This window comes from Aliikangiella litoralis, from assembly GCF_052495765.1.
In genome coordinates this window covers 4,506,221-4,521,953 of the sequence record NZ_CP199292.1, presented here as the reverse complement: position 1 = coordinate 4,521,953, position 15,733 = coordinate 4,506,221, and the positions used below count along the sequence as shown (strand labels likewise).

At 38.5% G+C, this 15,733-nt stretch carries 8 protein-coding genes; 1 reads left to right on the top strand and 7 read right to left on the bottom strand.

Annotated elements, in window-relative coordinates:
* Positions 1-9 precede the first annotated feature (9 nt).
* From ACT5E3_RS18830 to uvrA, 4 genes are all read right to left on the bottom strand, one after another.
* Positions 10-1,410: a M56 family metallopeptidase gene (locus tag ACT5E3_RS18830; protein ID WP_444995097.1), complete on the bottom strand. Its 1,401-nt coding sequence runs from the start codon at positions 1,408-1,410 to the stop codon at positions 10-12.
* Entirely contained in the window at positions 1,410-1,787 is a 378-nt protein-coding gene (locus ACT5E3_RS18825; protein ID WP_444995096.1) for a BlaI/MecI/CopY family transcriptional regulator, read from the bottom strand. The genes ACT5E3_RS18830 and ACT5E3_RS18825 overlap by 1 nt, the downstream gene beginning before the upstream one ends.
* Before the next feature lie 136 nt (positions 1,788-1,923).
* Complete coding sequence (locus tag ACT5E3_RS18820; protein ID WP_444995095.1) at positions 1,924-3,171, bottom strand: glycosyltransferase; 1,248 nt, start codon at positions 3,169-3,171, stop codon at positions 1,924-1,926.
* Positions 3,171-6,062 (bottom strand): excinuclease ABC subunit UvrA, encoded by a 2,892-nt coding sequence (uvrA, locus tag ACT5E3_RS18815; RefSeq protein ID WP_444995094.1) that lies wholly within the window; start codon positions 6,060-6,062, stop codon positions 3,171-3,173. Before uvrA ends, ACT5E3_RS18820 begins: the two co-directional genes overlap by 1 nt.
* Before the next feature lie 125 nt (positions 6,063-6,187).
* Here uvrA and ACT5E3_RS18810 point away from each other — a divergent pair, with 125 nt between their 5' ends.
* Complete coding sequence (locus tag ACT5E3_RS18810; protein WP_444995093.1) at positions 6,188-7,555, top strand: MFS transporter; 1,368 nt, start codon at positions 6,188-6,190, stop codon at positions 7,553-7,555.
* 18 nt (positions 7,556-7,573) lie between these two features.
* Here ACT5E3_RS18810 and ACT5E3_RS18805 read toward each other — a convergent pair whose 3' ends face one another.
* The 3 genes from ACT5E3_RS18805 to ACT5E3_RS18795 all read right to left on the bottom strand — a co-directional run bounded on the left by ACT5E3_RS18805 (position 7,574) and on the right by ACT5E3_RS18795 (position 15,632).
* Positions 7,574-8,863, bottom strand: a complete 1,290-nt coding sequence (locus tag ACT5E3_RS18805; RefSeq protein WP_444995092.1) for a glycosyltransferase family 87 protein — start codon at positions 8,861-8,863, stop codon at positions 7,574-7,576.
* Positions 8,864-8,952: 89 nt separating this feature from the next.
* The gene (locus tag ACT5E3_RS18800) at positions 8,953-10,416 is read right to left on the bottom strand and encodes a UbiA family prenyltransferase (RefSeq protein WP_444995091.1); all 1,464 of its coding nucleotides are present in this window, start codon (positions 10,414-10,416) and stop codon (positions 8,953-8,955) included.
* 872 nt (positions 10,417-11,288) lie between these two features.
* Positions 11,289-15,632: a BspA family leucine-rich repeat surface protein gene (locus tag ACT5E3_RS18795; protein WP_444995090.1), complete on the bottom strand. Its 4,344-nt coding sequence runs from the start codon at positions 15,630-15,632 to the stop codon at positions 11,289-11,291.
* Between the last annotated feature and the right edge of the window lie 101 nt (positions 15,633-15,733).

The window sequence follows — 15,733 nt, the reverse complement described above, 5'->3', positions numbered from 1 at the left end:
TGATTATGGTTAGTATTTTAGTTGTTCTTCCAGAGAGTTCACCAATTGAGCTAATTGATAAGCGTAAAGTTCATATTTTTTGGCTATTTCAAGGTTGCCTTTTGCTGTATGTTCTGCTGTTTGCTGTTTCGATTCTACGAGTTTCTTTTTAATAGAAATAATCTCTTTCTCTATTGCTTCCCTATCTGCTGTCCTCGCGTTTTTAGAACCCATTATAAATTCCATTGTATAGGTCATTTCTTTTTGACCAATATTTGATTTAAACTCCCATTGCTTAAATGCTTTTTTGGCTGCGTAATCAAATACGTTTTTGGGTGTTGATTCTGTTATGACGATATCATATGGCGTGCCATCAGAATCTACATTGAACATGAACCTTACATATCCCTCAAGCTTTTTATTAACAGCTTTTCTTGGATATTGAGGGGCAATAATATTGGTTGGGGTTATTGGCTGGGCCGATTCTTTTGGAGATTGTGCGATAACACTGCTTGTTCCCCAGATGGCAACGATTGAAAATATTGCAGCTACCCAACTATGCCATTTTTTCTGACTAATATTTTTTAACATAACGATCCTCTCTTTGATTAATGATTGATAATTCCATTGACTGACTAAACTAGTTTTATGATTGCTACCTACTTCGCTGAGCAGGGCTTCACCATATTGTTTTTTGCTGATTGATAAATGATTGCTTTGTTGAGTGAGTTGAATAACGCCCAAATCACATGAAATTTCTTGATCGGCTTCTACATATCTATCTGCCCAGTGAATAATTGGATTAAACCAGAATAAACATCTGAACAAGTGACGCATTACGTTGATTCTATGATCTTGTCGCGATAAATGAAAAAGCTCGTGAATAATAATGAGTGATTGTTGCTGTTTAGAATGTTCAACAAAGTTTTTGGGTAGAATTAAATAGGATTTAAACAACCCAAAAACAGCAGGTACTTGAATTAAATTAGAGTGAACTATTTCTAATGACCGCAATTGATTAAGCGCAGCAGTTTCTGTTGTGATGTTTGCAACAGAATAGTCGGATGATGTAAATGACTTTTTTAGTTGTTGATAGCGGGTGATATAGATACCCAATGAAACAACAAACCCAACTAGCCAAAGACTCATCAGCATGCCTGTGAAACTGATATTTGAAGAAGGATCCAGCGGTTTTGTGTTTGGCAAAAATAGTTCTGCATCGGGAAAAAACACCATCACAGGGGAGCCGATATTGCTTTCTATAAAGTTAGTTGGAATGAACAAGAATAGAGGAATGATCATCCATAACTTATAGGCGACATTAGCATTGAGGTGGCGCAAGATAATTGGTCTTGCCGCTACAATCATTAATACTAGAAGTAACACACCTATGGCTTTATTGACAAAAAATTCAAACAATATCGTATTCATTATTTAGTCCCTTTATCATTTTCCAAATCGTCAATTAAAACTTTTAAATCTTTAATGTCTTCTGCTGAAAGTTTTTCTTTTTTGGTGAAAGCGGCAACCAATGAGCCCACATTCCCTTTGAAAACACGCTCAAGAAAACTTTCGCTCATATTTTCAATATAAACTTGTTCTTCTAATACCGGATAGTAGAGATATTCTCTGCCTTTCTTTTCATAGTTAATGGCGCCTTTTTTAAGTAATCGATTAATTAAGGTTTTAATGGTTTTATCTTGCCAATTCAAAGCGCTATCTATCTGATCGATAATGGCTTTGGCTGTTTGTGGGGATGATTGCCACAAAATATCCATAATGTATTTTTCAGAGTCACTGATCTGCATGGCATTTACCTTTCATTTATGCATTTGATTAACTTACTTAACATATGATTACGTAAGTAATCCTTAATAAGTATTACATATGTAATACTTGAGTGCAAGTTAGATATCAGTGTTTTTAGATAAATAAACCCTCGCGTTAGCGATTAGAAGAGGGGGGACATTGATTTTTTGCTTCAATCCACTTAGAAAAATACTGAGTACTTCTCATGCTGTGATGGCGTAGCATTGAGCCTGTAAAGTTATTCAGACGATGCTGTGTAAGGTTCTTTTCTATGGTTAATAATTTTTCAATCAAATTTTGACCGAGTATTGTTCCGTCATATCGTTCTTTGAGTAGTGGGCGTATATTTTGTTGGGCTTGATACCAAATGTCTTGATTACGATAAAGTGAAATAGCTGCTTGTGCGATTGATTCAGGAGTATCTTTAATAATACCGGGCCAATTGAGTTCTCCTGACATTCCTTCTGCACCCATACTGGTCGTGACATTCGGTGTGCCGACTTGCATCGCATCAATCAGCTTTCCTTTGATGCCAGCTCCAAACCTTAGTGGTGATAAACAGACTCTGGCATTAGCGATGACTTCAAGTGCATCTTCTGCCCAACCTTTAATTAAAAATCCCGTTTTAGGGTTATTCAGTGCAGTGGCTTTTTTGGGTGGATATGAGCCATAAATATGTAGTTCTGCTTCTGGCAATGTTTGTCGTATTAATGGCCAGATTGTTTGTAGATATAAAACCGAGTCCCAGTTTGGCGCATGCCGAAAATTTCCAATGGTAATAAAGTGTTGTCGACTAGAAAAGTCGTTCCAGGTTGTGGGTATTTTCTCAAGGTTGAGCATAAAGGGGAGATGATGAATTAAGTCAGAACTAATATTGAAAGTATTTTCAAGTAACTGTAATTCAAAGTCTGAAATAATCAGCGAAAGATCACTGCGTAAAATGGCGGCGATTTCTCTTTTGGCAAGTTCGCTTTGATAGAGATCGTTTATTTGCAGTTCGCGGTTTTCTTTATTAGCATTTTGCCTTGCACCGCGTAAACATTGTAAATCTTCAGTATCTAAAATGCGTACCGCATTGGGACAAGAGTTTTCGACTCGCCAACCAAATTGCTCTTCCATCATAAAGCGATCAAATAACACATAGTCAGGCATGAGATCTTTAGCAAACTGATCAAAGTTGGAATTGTTGAGCTCAATTGCCACACTTTCGATATTTTCTACGGCTAAATCAATCATATGATCGGTGTTTTGTGCAGGAGTTGAAAAGACCACGCGCCAATTTTGAGCTTTAAATAATCTAAGCAACGATAGCATGTGTGAACCTGCTGCCGAAGAGTTCGGCTCAGGCCACACATAACCAATGACTAATAAGGTTTTATTCATCAAGCTGATTTTTTTGTCACTTTTTTCGTTGCTTTTTTAGTGGCTTTTTTCTTCGGTGTTTCTTTATTTAAAATGTCTTTCAAAAATTGTCCAGTATAGGATTGTTTCACTTTAACCACATCTTCAGGTGTGCCCTGTGCAATAATTTGACCGCCCTTATTTCCACCTTCTGGCCCTAAGTCTATAATCCAGTCAGCGGTTTTTATCACATCAAGGTTGTGCTCAATCACTAAGATGGTATTGCCGTGATCTCTTAAGCGATGTAGCACCGCTAATAGTTGTTTAACATCATGAAAATGTAAACCTGTGGTTGGTTCGTCTAAAATATAAAGAGTTTTTCCGGTATCCCGTTTACTTAACTCTCGGGATAACTTTATTCGCTGTGCTTCTCCGCCAGATACCGTTGTTGCGGCTTGTCCTAATCGAATGTAAGAAAGCCCTACGTCAATCAGTGTTTGTAGCTTTCTTGATACTGCCGGAATTGCGTCAAAAAATTCCCGTGCATCTTCAACTGTCATGTCTAAAACTTCATGGATGTTTTTATCTTTGTAAGTTACTTCCAAAGTTTCGCGATTATAACGTTTGCCATGACAGACATCGCAAGGAACATAAATATCGGGTAAAAAGTGCATTTCAACTTTGATGACGCCGTCTCCTTGACAGGCTTCACAGCGTCCGCCTTTTACATTAAAACTAAAACGTCCTGGTTTATAACCTCTTGAGCGCGCTTCTTGAGTACCTGCAAATAACTCGCGAACGGGAGTGAAAATGCCAGTGTAGGTTGCTGGATTTGAACGAGGTGTTCGGCCAATAGGACTTTGATCAATATCAACCACCTTATCAAATAAGTCCATTCCCTGACATTCTTCATAAGGAGAAGCGGTTAAGGTTGATGCGTTATTGAGTTCGGTCGCTGCAATCGGGTAGAGGGTGTCATTGATTAAGGTTGATTTACCTGAACCGGAAACCCCTGTGACACAAGTAAAAATACCAACAGGTAGCTTGAGTTCAACACTCTGCAAATTGTTGCCTGTTGCGCCTGTCAAAACAAGGTGTTGGCCATCGATAGCCGGTTTTCTTTCACTGGGTATTTCAATGGATTGTTTTCCAGATAAATATTGGCCTGTTAATGATTTTTTATTGTTAAGAATATCTTTTAATTTTCCTTCGGCAACTATTTTTCCACCATGTACACCTGCGCCAGGTCCAATATCTAGAATATGATCGGCACTTTTTATAGCATCTTCGTCGTGCTCAACCACAATAACGGTATTACCTAAATCACGTAGATGGACGAGGGTTTTTAGAAGCCTTTCATTATCTCTTTGATGCAGGCCAATAGAGGGTTCATCAAGCACATACATAACTCCAACTAGCCCAGCGCCAATCTGGCTCGCTAATCGAATACGTTGTGCTTCTCCGCCAGATAAAGTATCGGCGCTTCTATCCATCGATAAATATTCGAGCCCAACGTTGACAAGAAATTCTAGTCTTGCACAAATTTCACGAAGAATTTTATCCGCAATTTTACCCCGTTTACCAGGCAGTTTAAGTTTACTGAAAAATGTATAAGCGTCTTCAATTGATAAAGCCGCTAAAGAAGGTAAATTATTTTTCTTAATAAAAACATGTCGAGCGCCTTCTCTTAGTCGACTTCCATGACAAGAAGGACAGGGTTGGGTAGCCATATATTTTTGCAACTCATCGCGAACCGCCATCGATTCGGTTTCTCGAAAGCGACGTTGCATATTAGGAATAACCCCTTCAAATTTATGATTTCGGGTCATGACATCACCACGATCATTAGCATAAGTAAATTCTATTTTTGTATTGCCGCTGCCAAATAAGATTGTGTTTTGATGTTTTTTAGATAATTTGCAATAAGGTGTTTCAACGTCAAATCCATAATGATCGGCTAATGAGTTAAGCATATGAAAATAATAAACGTTGCGTCTATCCCAACCTCTGATAGCGCCACCAGCGAGTGATATTTCTGGATTAACGATAATGCGTTCAGGATCAAAAAATTGATCAACACCGAGTCCATCACAAGTGCCACAAGCGCCGGCAGGATTGTTAAAAGAAAATAGTCGTGGCTCGAGCTCTGATAAGCTATGACCACATTCAGGACAGGCAAATTTAGCTGAAAAAAGCACTTCTTCTATTGGAGCTTTTTCATCCATTGGCGCTATGATGGCTAAGCCATCGGCAAGTTCTAGCGTAGTTTCAAAAGACTCAGCTAAGCGTTGTTTAAGATCCGATCTGACCTTAAAACGATCAACAATGACTTCAATCGTATGTTTTTTGTGAAGCTCTAATTTGGGGGGCTCACTGAGTTCATAAGTTTTACCATTAATTCTTGCGCGAATAAAACCTTTGGCTTGAAGCTCCTCAAATAATTGAACATGTTCACCTTTACGATTTCTAACCACTGGTGCTAGTAATAATAGTTTACTGCCTTCTGGAAGTGATAAAGTATGGTCAACCATTTGGCTCACGGTTTGAGCTTCTAGTTTCGTTTTATGTTCAGGGCAATAAGGCGTGCCAACGCGGGCAAATAATAACCTAAGGTAATCATAGATTTCTGTAATTGTTCCAACAGTAGAGCGGGGGTTATGAGAGGTTGATTTTTGTTCAATTGAAATGGCTGGTGATAGGCCTTCAATATGTTCAACATCTGGCTTTTCCATCAGTGAGAGAAATTGTCTGGCGTAGGCCGATAATGATTCAACGTAACGGCGTTGTCCTTCAGCATATAATGTATCAAAAGCGAGTGACGATTTTCCTGAACCAGAAAGCCCTGTAATAACAATTAACTTGTCTCTAGGCAGTGTGACATCAATGTTTTTTAAATTATGGGTTTTTGCACCGCGCACTTCTATATGATTCATGAGCTATCTAGTATAATATCCGCGTTAAAATGAACTGGGCATGATAACGCTTATTGATAGTTGAGAGCAAAGACTAGTTTTTGACAAAAGTAAGTAAATAATATTGAAGAGCTATAAATAATAAAATGAATAAACAAGCGGGGATGAATTCTACCGAAAAAAAAGCAGCAATCACTTTAAGTAGTGTGTTTGCCTTGCGTATGCTTGGCTTGTTTATGTTGCTACCAGTTTTCAGTTTGGCTGGTCAAAATTTAAACGGTTATACACCTGCATTAATTGGTTTGGCTATTGGCGCTTATGGGTTAACTCAGGCTATTTTCCAAATTCCTTTCGGCTGGTTATCTGATAAGTACGGTCGTAAACCAATTATTATTGGTGGTTTGATTTTGTTTGCCCTGGGCAGCGTTGTTGCTGCAATGAGTGATCATATTTATGGGGTGATTGCTGGACGCTTATTGCAAGGTTGTGGTGCGATTGCGAGTGCAATAATGGCCTTAGCTGCCGATCTGTCGAGAGATGAACAGCGAACTAAAATTATGGCCAGCATTGGTATGAGTATTGGCGCTGCTTTTGCTTTAGCGATGATTTTTGGTCCTGGTTTAACGAGTTGGCTTGGTTTAAAAGGTGTTTTTTGGGCTATAGCAGTATTGGCCGTTTTAGCCATGTTAGTGATCTACTTCTTAACGCCGACACCTGAAGGGCAATTTATTCAAAGAGATGCCATTGCCAGCAGTCATCAATTTATTGATATCTTCAAAGATGGTCAGTTAATGCGCCTGAACTTTGGGATTTTCACTTTACACTTTTTACTCACCGCATTCTTTGTGGCATTTCCAACGCGTTTAGCTAATTTGGGGATTGATTTAGCCCAGCATAGTTGGGTTTATTTAGCGACTATGGTAGGTGCAGTCATTGTGATGTTACCGATGATTATTGTAGCAGAGAAAAAACGCCAGCATGCCAGAGTGATGTTATTAGGCGTAGTACTGATTGCTGTTGTTCAGTTTGTTTTTGGTATGTATCAATTTTCTATTGGTTTGGTTGTATTAGCGATGGTGATTTATTTTGCTGGTTTTAACTTATTGGAAGCTTTGTTACCTTCAATGATATCTCGCATCGCACCGCTTTCTGGTAAAGGTACTGCATTGGGTGTTTATTCTACCTGTCAATTTTTAGGTGCTTTTTTGGGCGGACCTATCGCTGGTTTAATTATGCAGTATTACGGTATGGATGGTATTTATCTTTTGGGTTCTGCTTTAGCAATGGTGTGGGCGGTGTGGTTATTAGGTTTAAAAAATCCACCTGCGGTTAGTGCTTACACGCTGACAATGCCTGATGTTTCAAGTGATGCGTTTCCGTCGTTAATTGCCGAGATTAAAGCCATTGAAGGCGTTTCTGAAGCGGTTGCGTTACCGGAAGCGGGCGCAGTCTATTTAAAAGTAGATAAAAAGCAGCTTGATCCAAAAAGTTTGGAAAAATATAGTCGGCGTTAGTTGTTTGTTAATCTTAGGTTAACGAGCTTCTAATTTTTTGTAACGATTCTCTGTTTCACCAACGCCAATATCCGCTGAAAACTGACTTAAATTTAGAGAAACTCCTCTTGTTAAGAGCCACATTGAAATAGCCCATAAGATAAGAGCGCCGTATAGCTTGGGGTAAGCCAAAAGAGATAAATAACCATCAAATAAACCAGAAGATTTAAAAGGAAGAGGTAATAGTATTAAGATCGTTCCAGTGAAGACCAACACTCGCTCTTTTACCATTGAAGTCTCACAAACCGCTTTAAGCAATATCGCTATTGGAATAAGAGTAATAGAATAGGCATGAATTAAAGTGACAGGAACACAAGTAGGGATTAAAAGTATAAATGTCGCTAAGTGTAGCTCGATAGCTTTGGGGAATTTATGTGTTGCCAAAATGCTCAGAGATAAAAGCAATACGACCAAACCAACTGTCATTCCATGAGCCCAAGCTAGTGGAAGGGCAATAATCGGTTTAGTTTGAGTAACGGGGTGAGGCGAAAACATATGTTGAAACCAACTTTCTATAGTTTGATAAGCAGTAACAGACTTGTAGGGCGATTGCATTTTTTGCGCTGCACGCTCAAAATAAGCCTCCCACCCTTCGAAACCGATTAAGGGAAAGGTGGCGAGCAGGGTAATGGCAATGGTCAATACTGCTACCAATAATAACTTCCACCGTTTTTGAATCACAAAATATGGCCACAACATAGTACCTGCGGTTTTAAACATAAACAAAAAAGCGAGAATAAGACCTGCCTTATTTTCTCTTTTCCCAAGTACACAGTGGTATAACCAAATCAATCCTGCAGTGATGACCAAATAAGCTTGCCCTTGGTATAAGTTTGTTGTGACAGGTTGAGAAAGTAAAACCGCGGAATACCAGAGAGGACGCGCAATTTCACTCATTCTAGAAATAGAAGTTGTTTCTTTTATAATATAAATTAACAAAACTATGTTGATGATTAACCAGACCAGTCGAGCAGTGTTTTCACTGCCGAAACCTAATGGTAATAAAGCGATAGCCGTTGTCGGCAAGTTCGCATCAAATATAGTATTGTATCCTTCACGGTGCTTATTAACCTCTTTTCTAAACCATTCATCATCGTATATTTTAGATATATTTTCACCGTTCAGTATAAGATGAGCTGCAACATAATAACTATCAAAATCGGCGCCAGGCTGTTTTATACTTTTAGTCACTTGCCAGGAAAAGACGACAACAGAGCATATGAATATGCTCCACGAGAAAACTTTTCTAATGTTTACGTTTTTTGACATACTAGTCCCTTATTTATACTTTTATTGAAGTTACCAATGAAAAATTAACATCGTATTCTAAAAAGGTATTTCAACAGCAATTATTTTATTTAGAGCCAAATAAAGTTTATAGATGAATAAAATGTGGCAATTAGTAACACTCCAACCGTTAAAAATCCAGCAAACCAGCTTTGTTTATCGCTCACAGCGAATGATATTGGATCTTCGCCTATCTTCCCTCTGCCACACAGTAACCAAACTCTGGTTATCCAATAAGTCATAATGGGGCAAAGTAACCAAAGAAATTCGGGCGTGTGATAGTGAATTTTCACCTCAGGGCTATTGATATAAAAAGCTAAAACCAATATAGCCATGTAACCCGAAGATGTGCCAGACATTTTTAAGGCTGTGATATCCACAATATTATAAGCGCGTCCATCAATACTATTAGATTTTTGGAGTTCTAACGTTTGTAATTCACTTACTCTTTTAACAAGCGCTAAACTCACAAAAAGAAACATAGAAAAAGCGAGCAACCAAAATGAAATTTCCACATTAATTGCCACGGCGCCAGCAATAACTCGCAGTGTATATAATAGCGCAAGAACGATGATGTCTAAGGTTTGAATGCGCTTTAACCAGTAAGAATATAATAAAGTGATTAACAAGTATATGAGTAATACTGTAGCGAATTTATATGGCAAAATAGCAAAACTACTAAAACTAATTAAAAGAAGAAAAGGGATAAAAACAATACCCTTATAGATTGGAATGGTACCAGATGCAAACATTCTCATGCATTTTGTTTGATGGCCCCTATCTGTTTCGAGATCGAGTAAATCATTAATGATATACGCCGCAGACGCGCAAAACCCCATTGCGAGAAATGCAAAGATAGCATTGATTAATGCGCTCGTTTCATCAATTTTATGTGCTGTTAATAAGGGAACAAAAATTAGAAAGTTCTTGATCCATTGATGTACTCGTAGCGCTTTAAAGTATTCTTGCAGGTTATTTTTTTTACGTCGAAAAATAGTTTCTATTTCACTCATTTTTTTTGCCTGAATGAAAGTCGATTTTGATGGGGTAACTAGGATTGAGCGTCTTGACATCTTCCACACCGGAAGATCGCTACTGGAGTTTCCAGCATAATCGAAGCCATTTTTACCATATATTTTAACGAGTTTTTCAGCTTTATTTGTATTGGAACAATTGAATGACTCGGTACTAGCAAAAACATCGTCAAATATTCCAAGAAAGTCAGAGATCTCATTAGCGTATTTAATGTTACTTCCAGTAACCAAAACAAGCTTTCGCCCTTTTTGATTCTGTTCTGACAAATAGTTCAGGAATTCATGATGAAAAGGAAGCCTGTCGATTCGAATATCGACTTGCTGAGCCAACTTTGATTTAAACCAGGATTTTCCCTTAAGTAACCAAAAGGGTAACAAAAAAAGGTGCCACCACCGATGCTTGAGAAACAAAATTAGTGACTCAAATAGTAGATCTGTTTTAATTAATGTGCCGTCTAGATCAACACAAAGTGGAATAGATTTGCTTTTGCATGAGTTCATATTTTTATGGCTGATTAATTATAGTGTGCTCACTTTCTTTGTTTGTAACATCTTAATCGTTCGAAAGAGTAAGAAAGAAACAGTAAAGTAATTTTTGGGTTGCCTTAAACACGCCCTAGTACAAGATGGATAGTATCCTCTCAAACCGAATTATGCTACGCAAGTTATAATTGCTAGTCTCGTCAACTGTAGCATTAAGCAAAAGAGCAGCGGGGAGTAAAAAAAACAGAGATATTTTAATGATAAATTCAAAATGTAGATAAATCCCCAGATGTTTATAGAAAAATGAATTATCCCTAAAACAAAGCTCTACTACTGCCTCAATTAATATAGCTAAATCACTATCAATTGACACAATAAAAGCCGTTATTTTTGCCGCTCTTTTCGTTGTCTGACTTGTCCATAGAGCGGCTATGCACTGCGCCAGACGCCTTAATAGTGACAAAAATCCCTGACTTTTCTCTATGCCAATTGATAGTGATTTAGCTATAGAATAAACTGGTTTGTGTTGTTAAAGGTGGACAACTTAGCATTGATAATCATGTGAACACATGATGAAAGCTTTGGGCATCCTTGTGATGCATTGATTATTGATCAACACGGTCAATCAAAGGCGTATAAGCGAGTATGGCACCTTATAATCTAACAAAGGCTTTTGAAAGCTAACTGTCTAGTACTATTCAAATGTATCCTTTTATTGAATAATCAAAAAATATCGATGGCTTTGAATTGATCGATGTCATTAAATTATCAACCGAATAGTCAAGACTGTCCATTGGTGGATGCTTAGGATTATTAGTTTAGTATTGTATGAGAGTGGCATTTGAAAAGGTTGCCAGCTAGATTGGGCTAGCAACCTTGGTCGTCCATATTTATCTCTGTGGCTCTGGGCCGCCATCTGTAATGGACCAATTGAAACCTTCTACCAGATTGGTTCTGGTTGAAAGCGCAGTGCTTGGGTAAGTGCTGGCTCCGCCACTAAAGACTACATTGCTTTGTACACTTTGTGTGCCCCAACCATTTAATATTGCGCCATAGTTAGCAGTTGAGAGTTTGACACCACTGAACATGAGTGTCATATCAGTTACATTTGAAATGTTCCAGTTTCCAATATTTTGATCGAAAGTAGACGCTCTTTGGAACATACCTCTCATATCTGTCACTCTTGAAACATTCCAGCCACTAATATCTTGGTTGAATGCTAAAGCATCACCAAACATTCCGTTCATGCTAACTACTCGGGACACATCCCATGTACTTATATCTTGATTAAAAAGGCGAGCGCCTGCAAACATTGTCTCCATCCGAACTACACTTGAAACATCCCAGTTGCCAATTACTTGATTAAAAGCTGTGTTATTTTGAAACATGCCAATCATATTTGTTACTTTCGAGACATTCCAATTACTTATATCTTGATTAAAAGGAGTCCCTCTAAACATCCCTAGCATATTAGTTACTGAGGAGACATCCCAGTTACTAATAGCCGAATTAAAGTTAGGAGCGTTATCAAACATGTTTCCCATATCAGTGACTTTAGAGACATTCCAATTACCAATTGCTTGATTAAAAGCAGCAGCATTAGTAAACATAGTACTCATATCTGTCACATTTAAGACATTCCAATTGCCAATGGGTTGATCAAAAACAACTGTACCGAAAAACATACCACTCATATCTCGTACGTTTGAAACATCCCAAGTATTGATATTTTGATTAAAGGCGGCAGCGTTTTTAAACATATCAGCCATAATGGTTGCACTTGAGACATTCCAATTACCAATGGGTTGATTAAAAGCAGTAGCTCTTTCGAACATACCTGCCATAGTGCTGACGTTTAAGAGATTCCAGTTACCAATAGGTTGATCAAATGCCGTTGCGCCATTAAACATATTAGCAATGTTAGATACTGAGGAAACATTCCAGTTATCAAGCGGTTGATTAAATGTAGAAGCTTGGTTAAACATGCTTCTCATTATAGTAACTTTGGAAACATCCCAATTACCAATTGGTTGGTTAAAAGCCGAAGCTCCAGAAAACATGCCGGACATCCCTTCTACTAAGGAAACATCCCAGTTAGCGAGCGGCTGATTAAAAGCTGATGCTCCAGCAAACATATTACCCATTTCGGTAACTTTGGAAACATTCCAACCACCAATCGGTTGGTTAAACATTGAAGCGTTAAAAAACATGCCGAGCATATTAGTGACATTTGACACATCCCAATTACTAATATCTTGATTAAAAGTAGATGCGTTTAGAAACATATTACTCATATCGGTTACTAAAGATAAATCAGGTGTATCAGTTGCACTAATCGTAAAATTATTACAACCTCGGAATGCATATTTCATTGAACGCCACTGTCTGTTACTCCATTGGTCTACTGAAATTAATTTATCTGGATCATTCCCTGCTGCACCAAAATAAATTTGAGGAAAGTTACCATTGATTGTTACGGTATAAGTGCCGGCACTAGCGTAAGTGTGAGTGAAATCACCAGTCAAATTGTTGTTATTTGTACCATCTCCCCAGTCGACTTGATAGTTGTAAGCGAAATCGGGGTTTGTTGTTATTGTTATCTGATTATCGTTAGATGAGCCTGGATTATCTGTTTTCCACGTTGTAATAAAAGGGATTTGCGCATTGATTGTAATTCGAACTGATGCACTACCACTGCCTGATACATTCGTCGCGGTAATGGTATGTGTTGTGGCTGATTGCGCCGTGGTTGGGGTACCCGTAATTTCGCAAGTATTAGTATCAGCAGAAACAGCCACTTTTAAACCGGCAGGCAGCGTATCAGCTGTACAGCTCGTTAATGAGCCGCCGCCATTGTTAACAAAGCTTAATGTCGATATAGCATTACCAGTAGAGTAAGTCTGAGCTGTTGAGTCGTCTAAGTCTGGTGCAGCTATGCTTGAATTCACGGTTAGATTAATAACTGCACTACTGTTTCCGCTTGCGTTAGTAGCGGTTATCGTATGTAGTGTTGCCAATTGAGGGGTTGTTGGTGTGCCAGAAATTTCACAAGTCGTAGTATCTGTAGAGATTGTTATCTCTAATCCGGTGGGTAGTGTGTCTGCTGTACAACTTGTTAAGTCGCCTCCACCATTATTAGTAAAGCGTAAAGTGGAGATTGGGATGTTGGTGGTATAGACTCGACCATCTCCATTCTGTAAAGACGGTTGTGACAAAGCGAACCCACCATCAATAATTTCCCAGTTGAAGCCTTCGACTAAAGTATCTTTGGCACTTTGATTTGTTCTTGAGTAGCGACTATTGCCTGCATTAAAGATTACGTTATCCTGAACAGTTAAAGCACTCCAACCTACCAACAAGGCGTCATAGTTAGCAGTGGAAAGTGTCACGCCTGCAAACATATCTGTCATATTGGTGACATTAGAAATATTCCAATTCCCGATATTTTGATCAAAAGCAATGGCAATAGCTGAATTTGTTGCAGTTGGTTTAGTTGTAGCTGAGGAGGTGAGTACTGGTACAGAAGCCTTAAACATTTCTTGCATATTAGTGACTGCTGAAACATCCCAACTGCCTATGTCTTGATTGAAGCTTGAGGCCAGATCAAACATATTACTCATATTTGTTACAGCAGAAACATTCCAATTACCTAATGGTTGGTTAAAGCTTGATGCGCTTCGAAACATACTGCTCATATTAGTAACAGATGAGACATTCCAGTTGCTAATATCTTGATTAAAGTTAGCTGAATTTTCGAACATACCACTCATATTGGTAACAGATGACACATTCCACCCACCAATATCTTGATTAAAATCTGAGCTTGAAAACATGATGCTCATGTTAGTGACAGAAGAAACATCCCATCCACCGATGTCTTGATTAAAAGGGGTGCGTACAAACATTGCGCCCATATTCGTAGCCGCAGAGACATTCCACCCGCTAATGTCGCGGTTAAAGGAAGAGAACGCAAACATTGCGCCCATATCAGTCACAGAAGAAACATTCCAGCCACTAATGTCTTGATCAAAAGCACTGGCACTATGGAACATTGCATTCATATTAGTTACAGATGACACATCCCATCCGCTAATGTCTTGATTAAAGACCGAATTTCTTTCGAACATGCTACTCATATCAGTAACAGAGGAAACATCCCATGTGCTGACATCTAGATTAACGCTTGTATTGACAAACATTGCGCTCATGCTTGTAACTAAAGATAAATCAGGGATATCGGTCGCATTAACCACTAAGTTAGTACAATTAGCAAATGCTCTTTCCATTGATTGCCACTGGATATCCCCCCATTGTTCCACTGAAATTAACTTGTTTGCATCTCCTTCAGGATATTCATTAGCAAATTGACTGAGTCCGCCACTGATTTCAACAGTGTAAGTACCTGCGGCAGCATAAGTATGGCTGACGCTTCCTGTCACATTGCTATCAATTGAACCATCACCCCAATCGATTCGTGCAGTACCAGAGATAATAAAAGAGATAGTATCATCTGGACTGTAGCCTGGATTATCCGTTTTCCATTGAGTGATGAAAGGCTGCTGAGTAACAGTAATAGTGATTGTTGCACTACTATTTCCACTCATATTGGTCGCCGTAATCGTATGTGTGGTTGCTGATTGAGCTGTTGTTGGTGTTCCACTGATTTCACAGGTATTTGCATTCGCAGAAATCATAACCTGTAAGCCGGTAGGTAAAGTGTCTGCTGAACAACTTGTGAGTGAACCTCCACCATCATTGTTAAAGCTTAAAGCGGTAATAGGGCTATTAATGGTAAAGCTTTGGGTTGCTATGTTGGCTAAAGACGGTGGTGCTATTGCAGGGGGGGACTGAGTTACCGTTACTGTTAAGCTAATGAGTGTATCTAAGACATTTTCGCTATCGATAATTTGAATTTGTACCATGTAGCTATTTTCTGCCCCTGATACAAATTGAGTTGCTGTCGAAAAGCTGAGTTCTCCAGTTGTTTGGTTGATAGTGAACAGGTTAGAGTTTGAACCATTGGTTAAATTAAAGGTTGGATTAGCAACACTGGTTGTTGCTGTGTAGAATGTTTCCGTTGTATTTTCTTCAACACTGATAGAACTTTCAAGAACTAAGCGTGGTGACGTACTATCATCGACGCCTCCGGTTCCACAGCCTGTAACCTGGGCAAGGGCAATCGCAAAAAACAAAAAAATAGTATGGGATGATAAACGGGTAAATAAAGCTCGCATGATGATGACAGTTCCTTGTTCTATTTAAACAAATTTAGTGATTTAAATAGTGTTAATGATCTAACCAAATAAAAATTTCCTTATTCTAACATTTTAAACTA

Bases quoted from the DNA above. Each gene is read 5' to 3' on its own strand.
- ACT5E3_RS18830 (WP_444995097.1), bottom strand. From the start codon at position 1,410: ATGAATACGATATTGTTTGAATTTTTTGTCAATAAAGCCATAGGTGTG.
- ACT5E3_RS18825 (WP_444995096.1), bottom strand. From the start codon at position 1,787: ATGCAGATCAGTGACTCTGAAAAATACATTATGGATATTTTGTGGCAA.
- ACT5E3_RS18820 (WP_444995095.1), bottom strand. From the start codon at position 3,171: ATGAATAAAACCTTATTAGTCATTGGTTATGTGTGGCCTGAGCCGAAC.
- uvrA (WP_444995094.1), bottom strand. From the start codon at position 6,062: ATGAATCATATAGAAGTGCGCGGTGCAAAAACCCATAATTTAAAAAAC.
- ACT5E3_RS18810 (WP_444995093.1), top strand. From the start codon at position 6,188: ATGAATAAACAAGCGGGGATGAATTCTACCGAAAAAAAAGCAGCAATC.
- ACT5E3_RS18805 (WP_444995092.1), bottom strand. From the start codon at position 8,863: ATGTCAAAAAACGTAAACATTAGAAAAGTTTTCTCGTGGAGCATATTC.
- ACT5E3_RS18800 (WP_444995091.1), bottom strand. From the start codon at position 10,416: ATGAACTCATGCAAAAGCAAATCTATTCCACTTTGTGTTGATCTAGAC.
- ACT5E3_RS18795 (WP_444995090.1), bottom strand. From the start codon at position 15,632: ATGCGAGCTTTATTTACCCGTTTATCATCCCATACTATTTTTTTGTTT.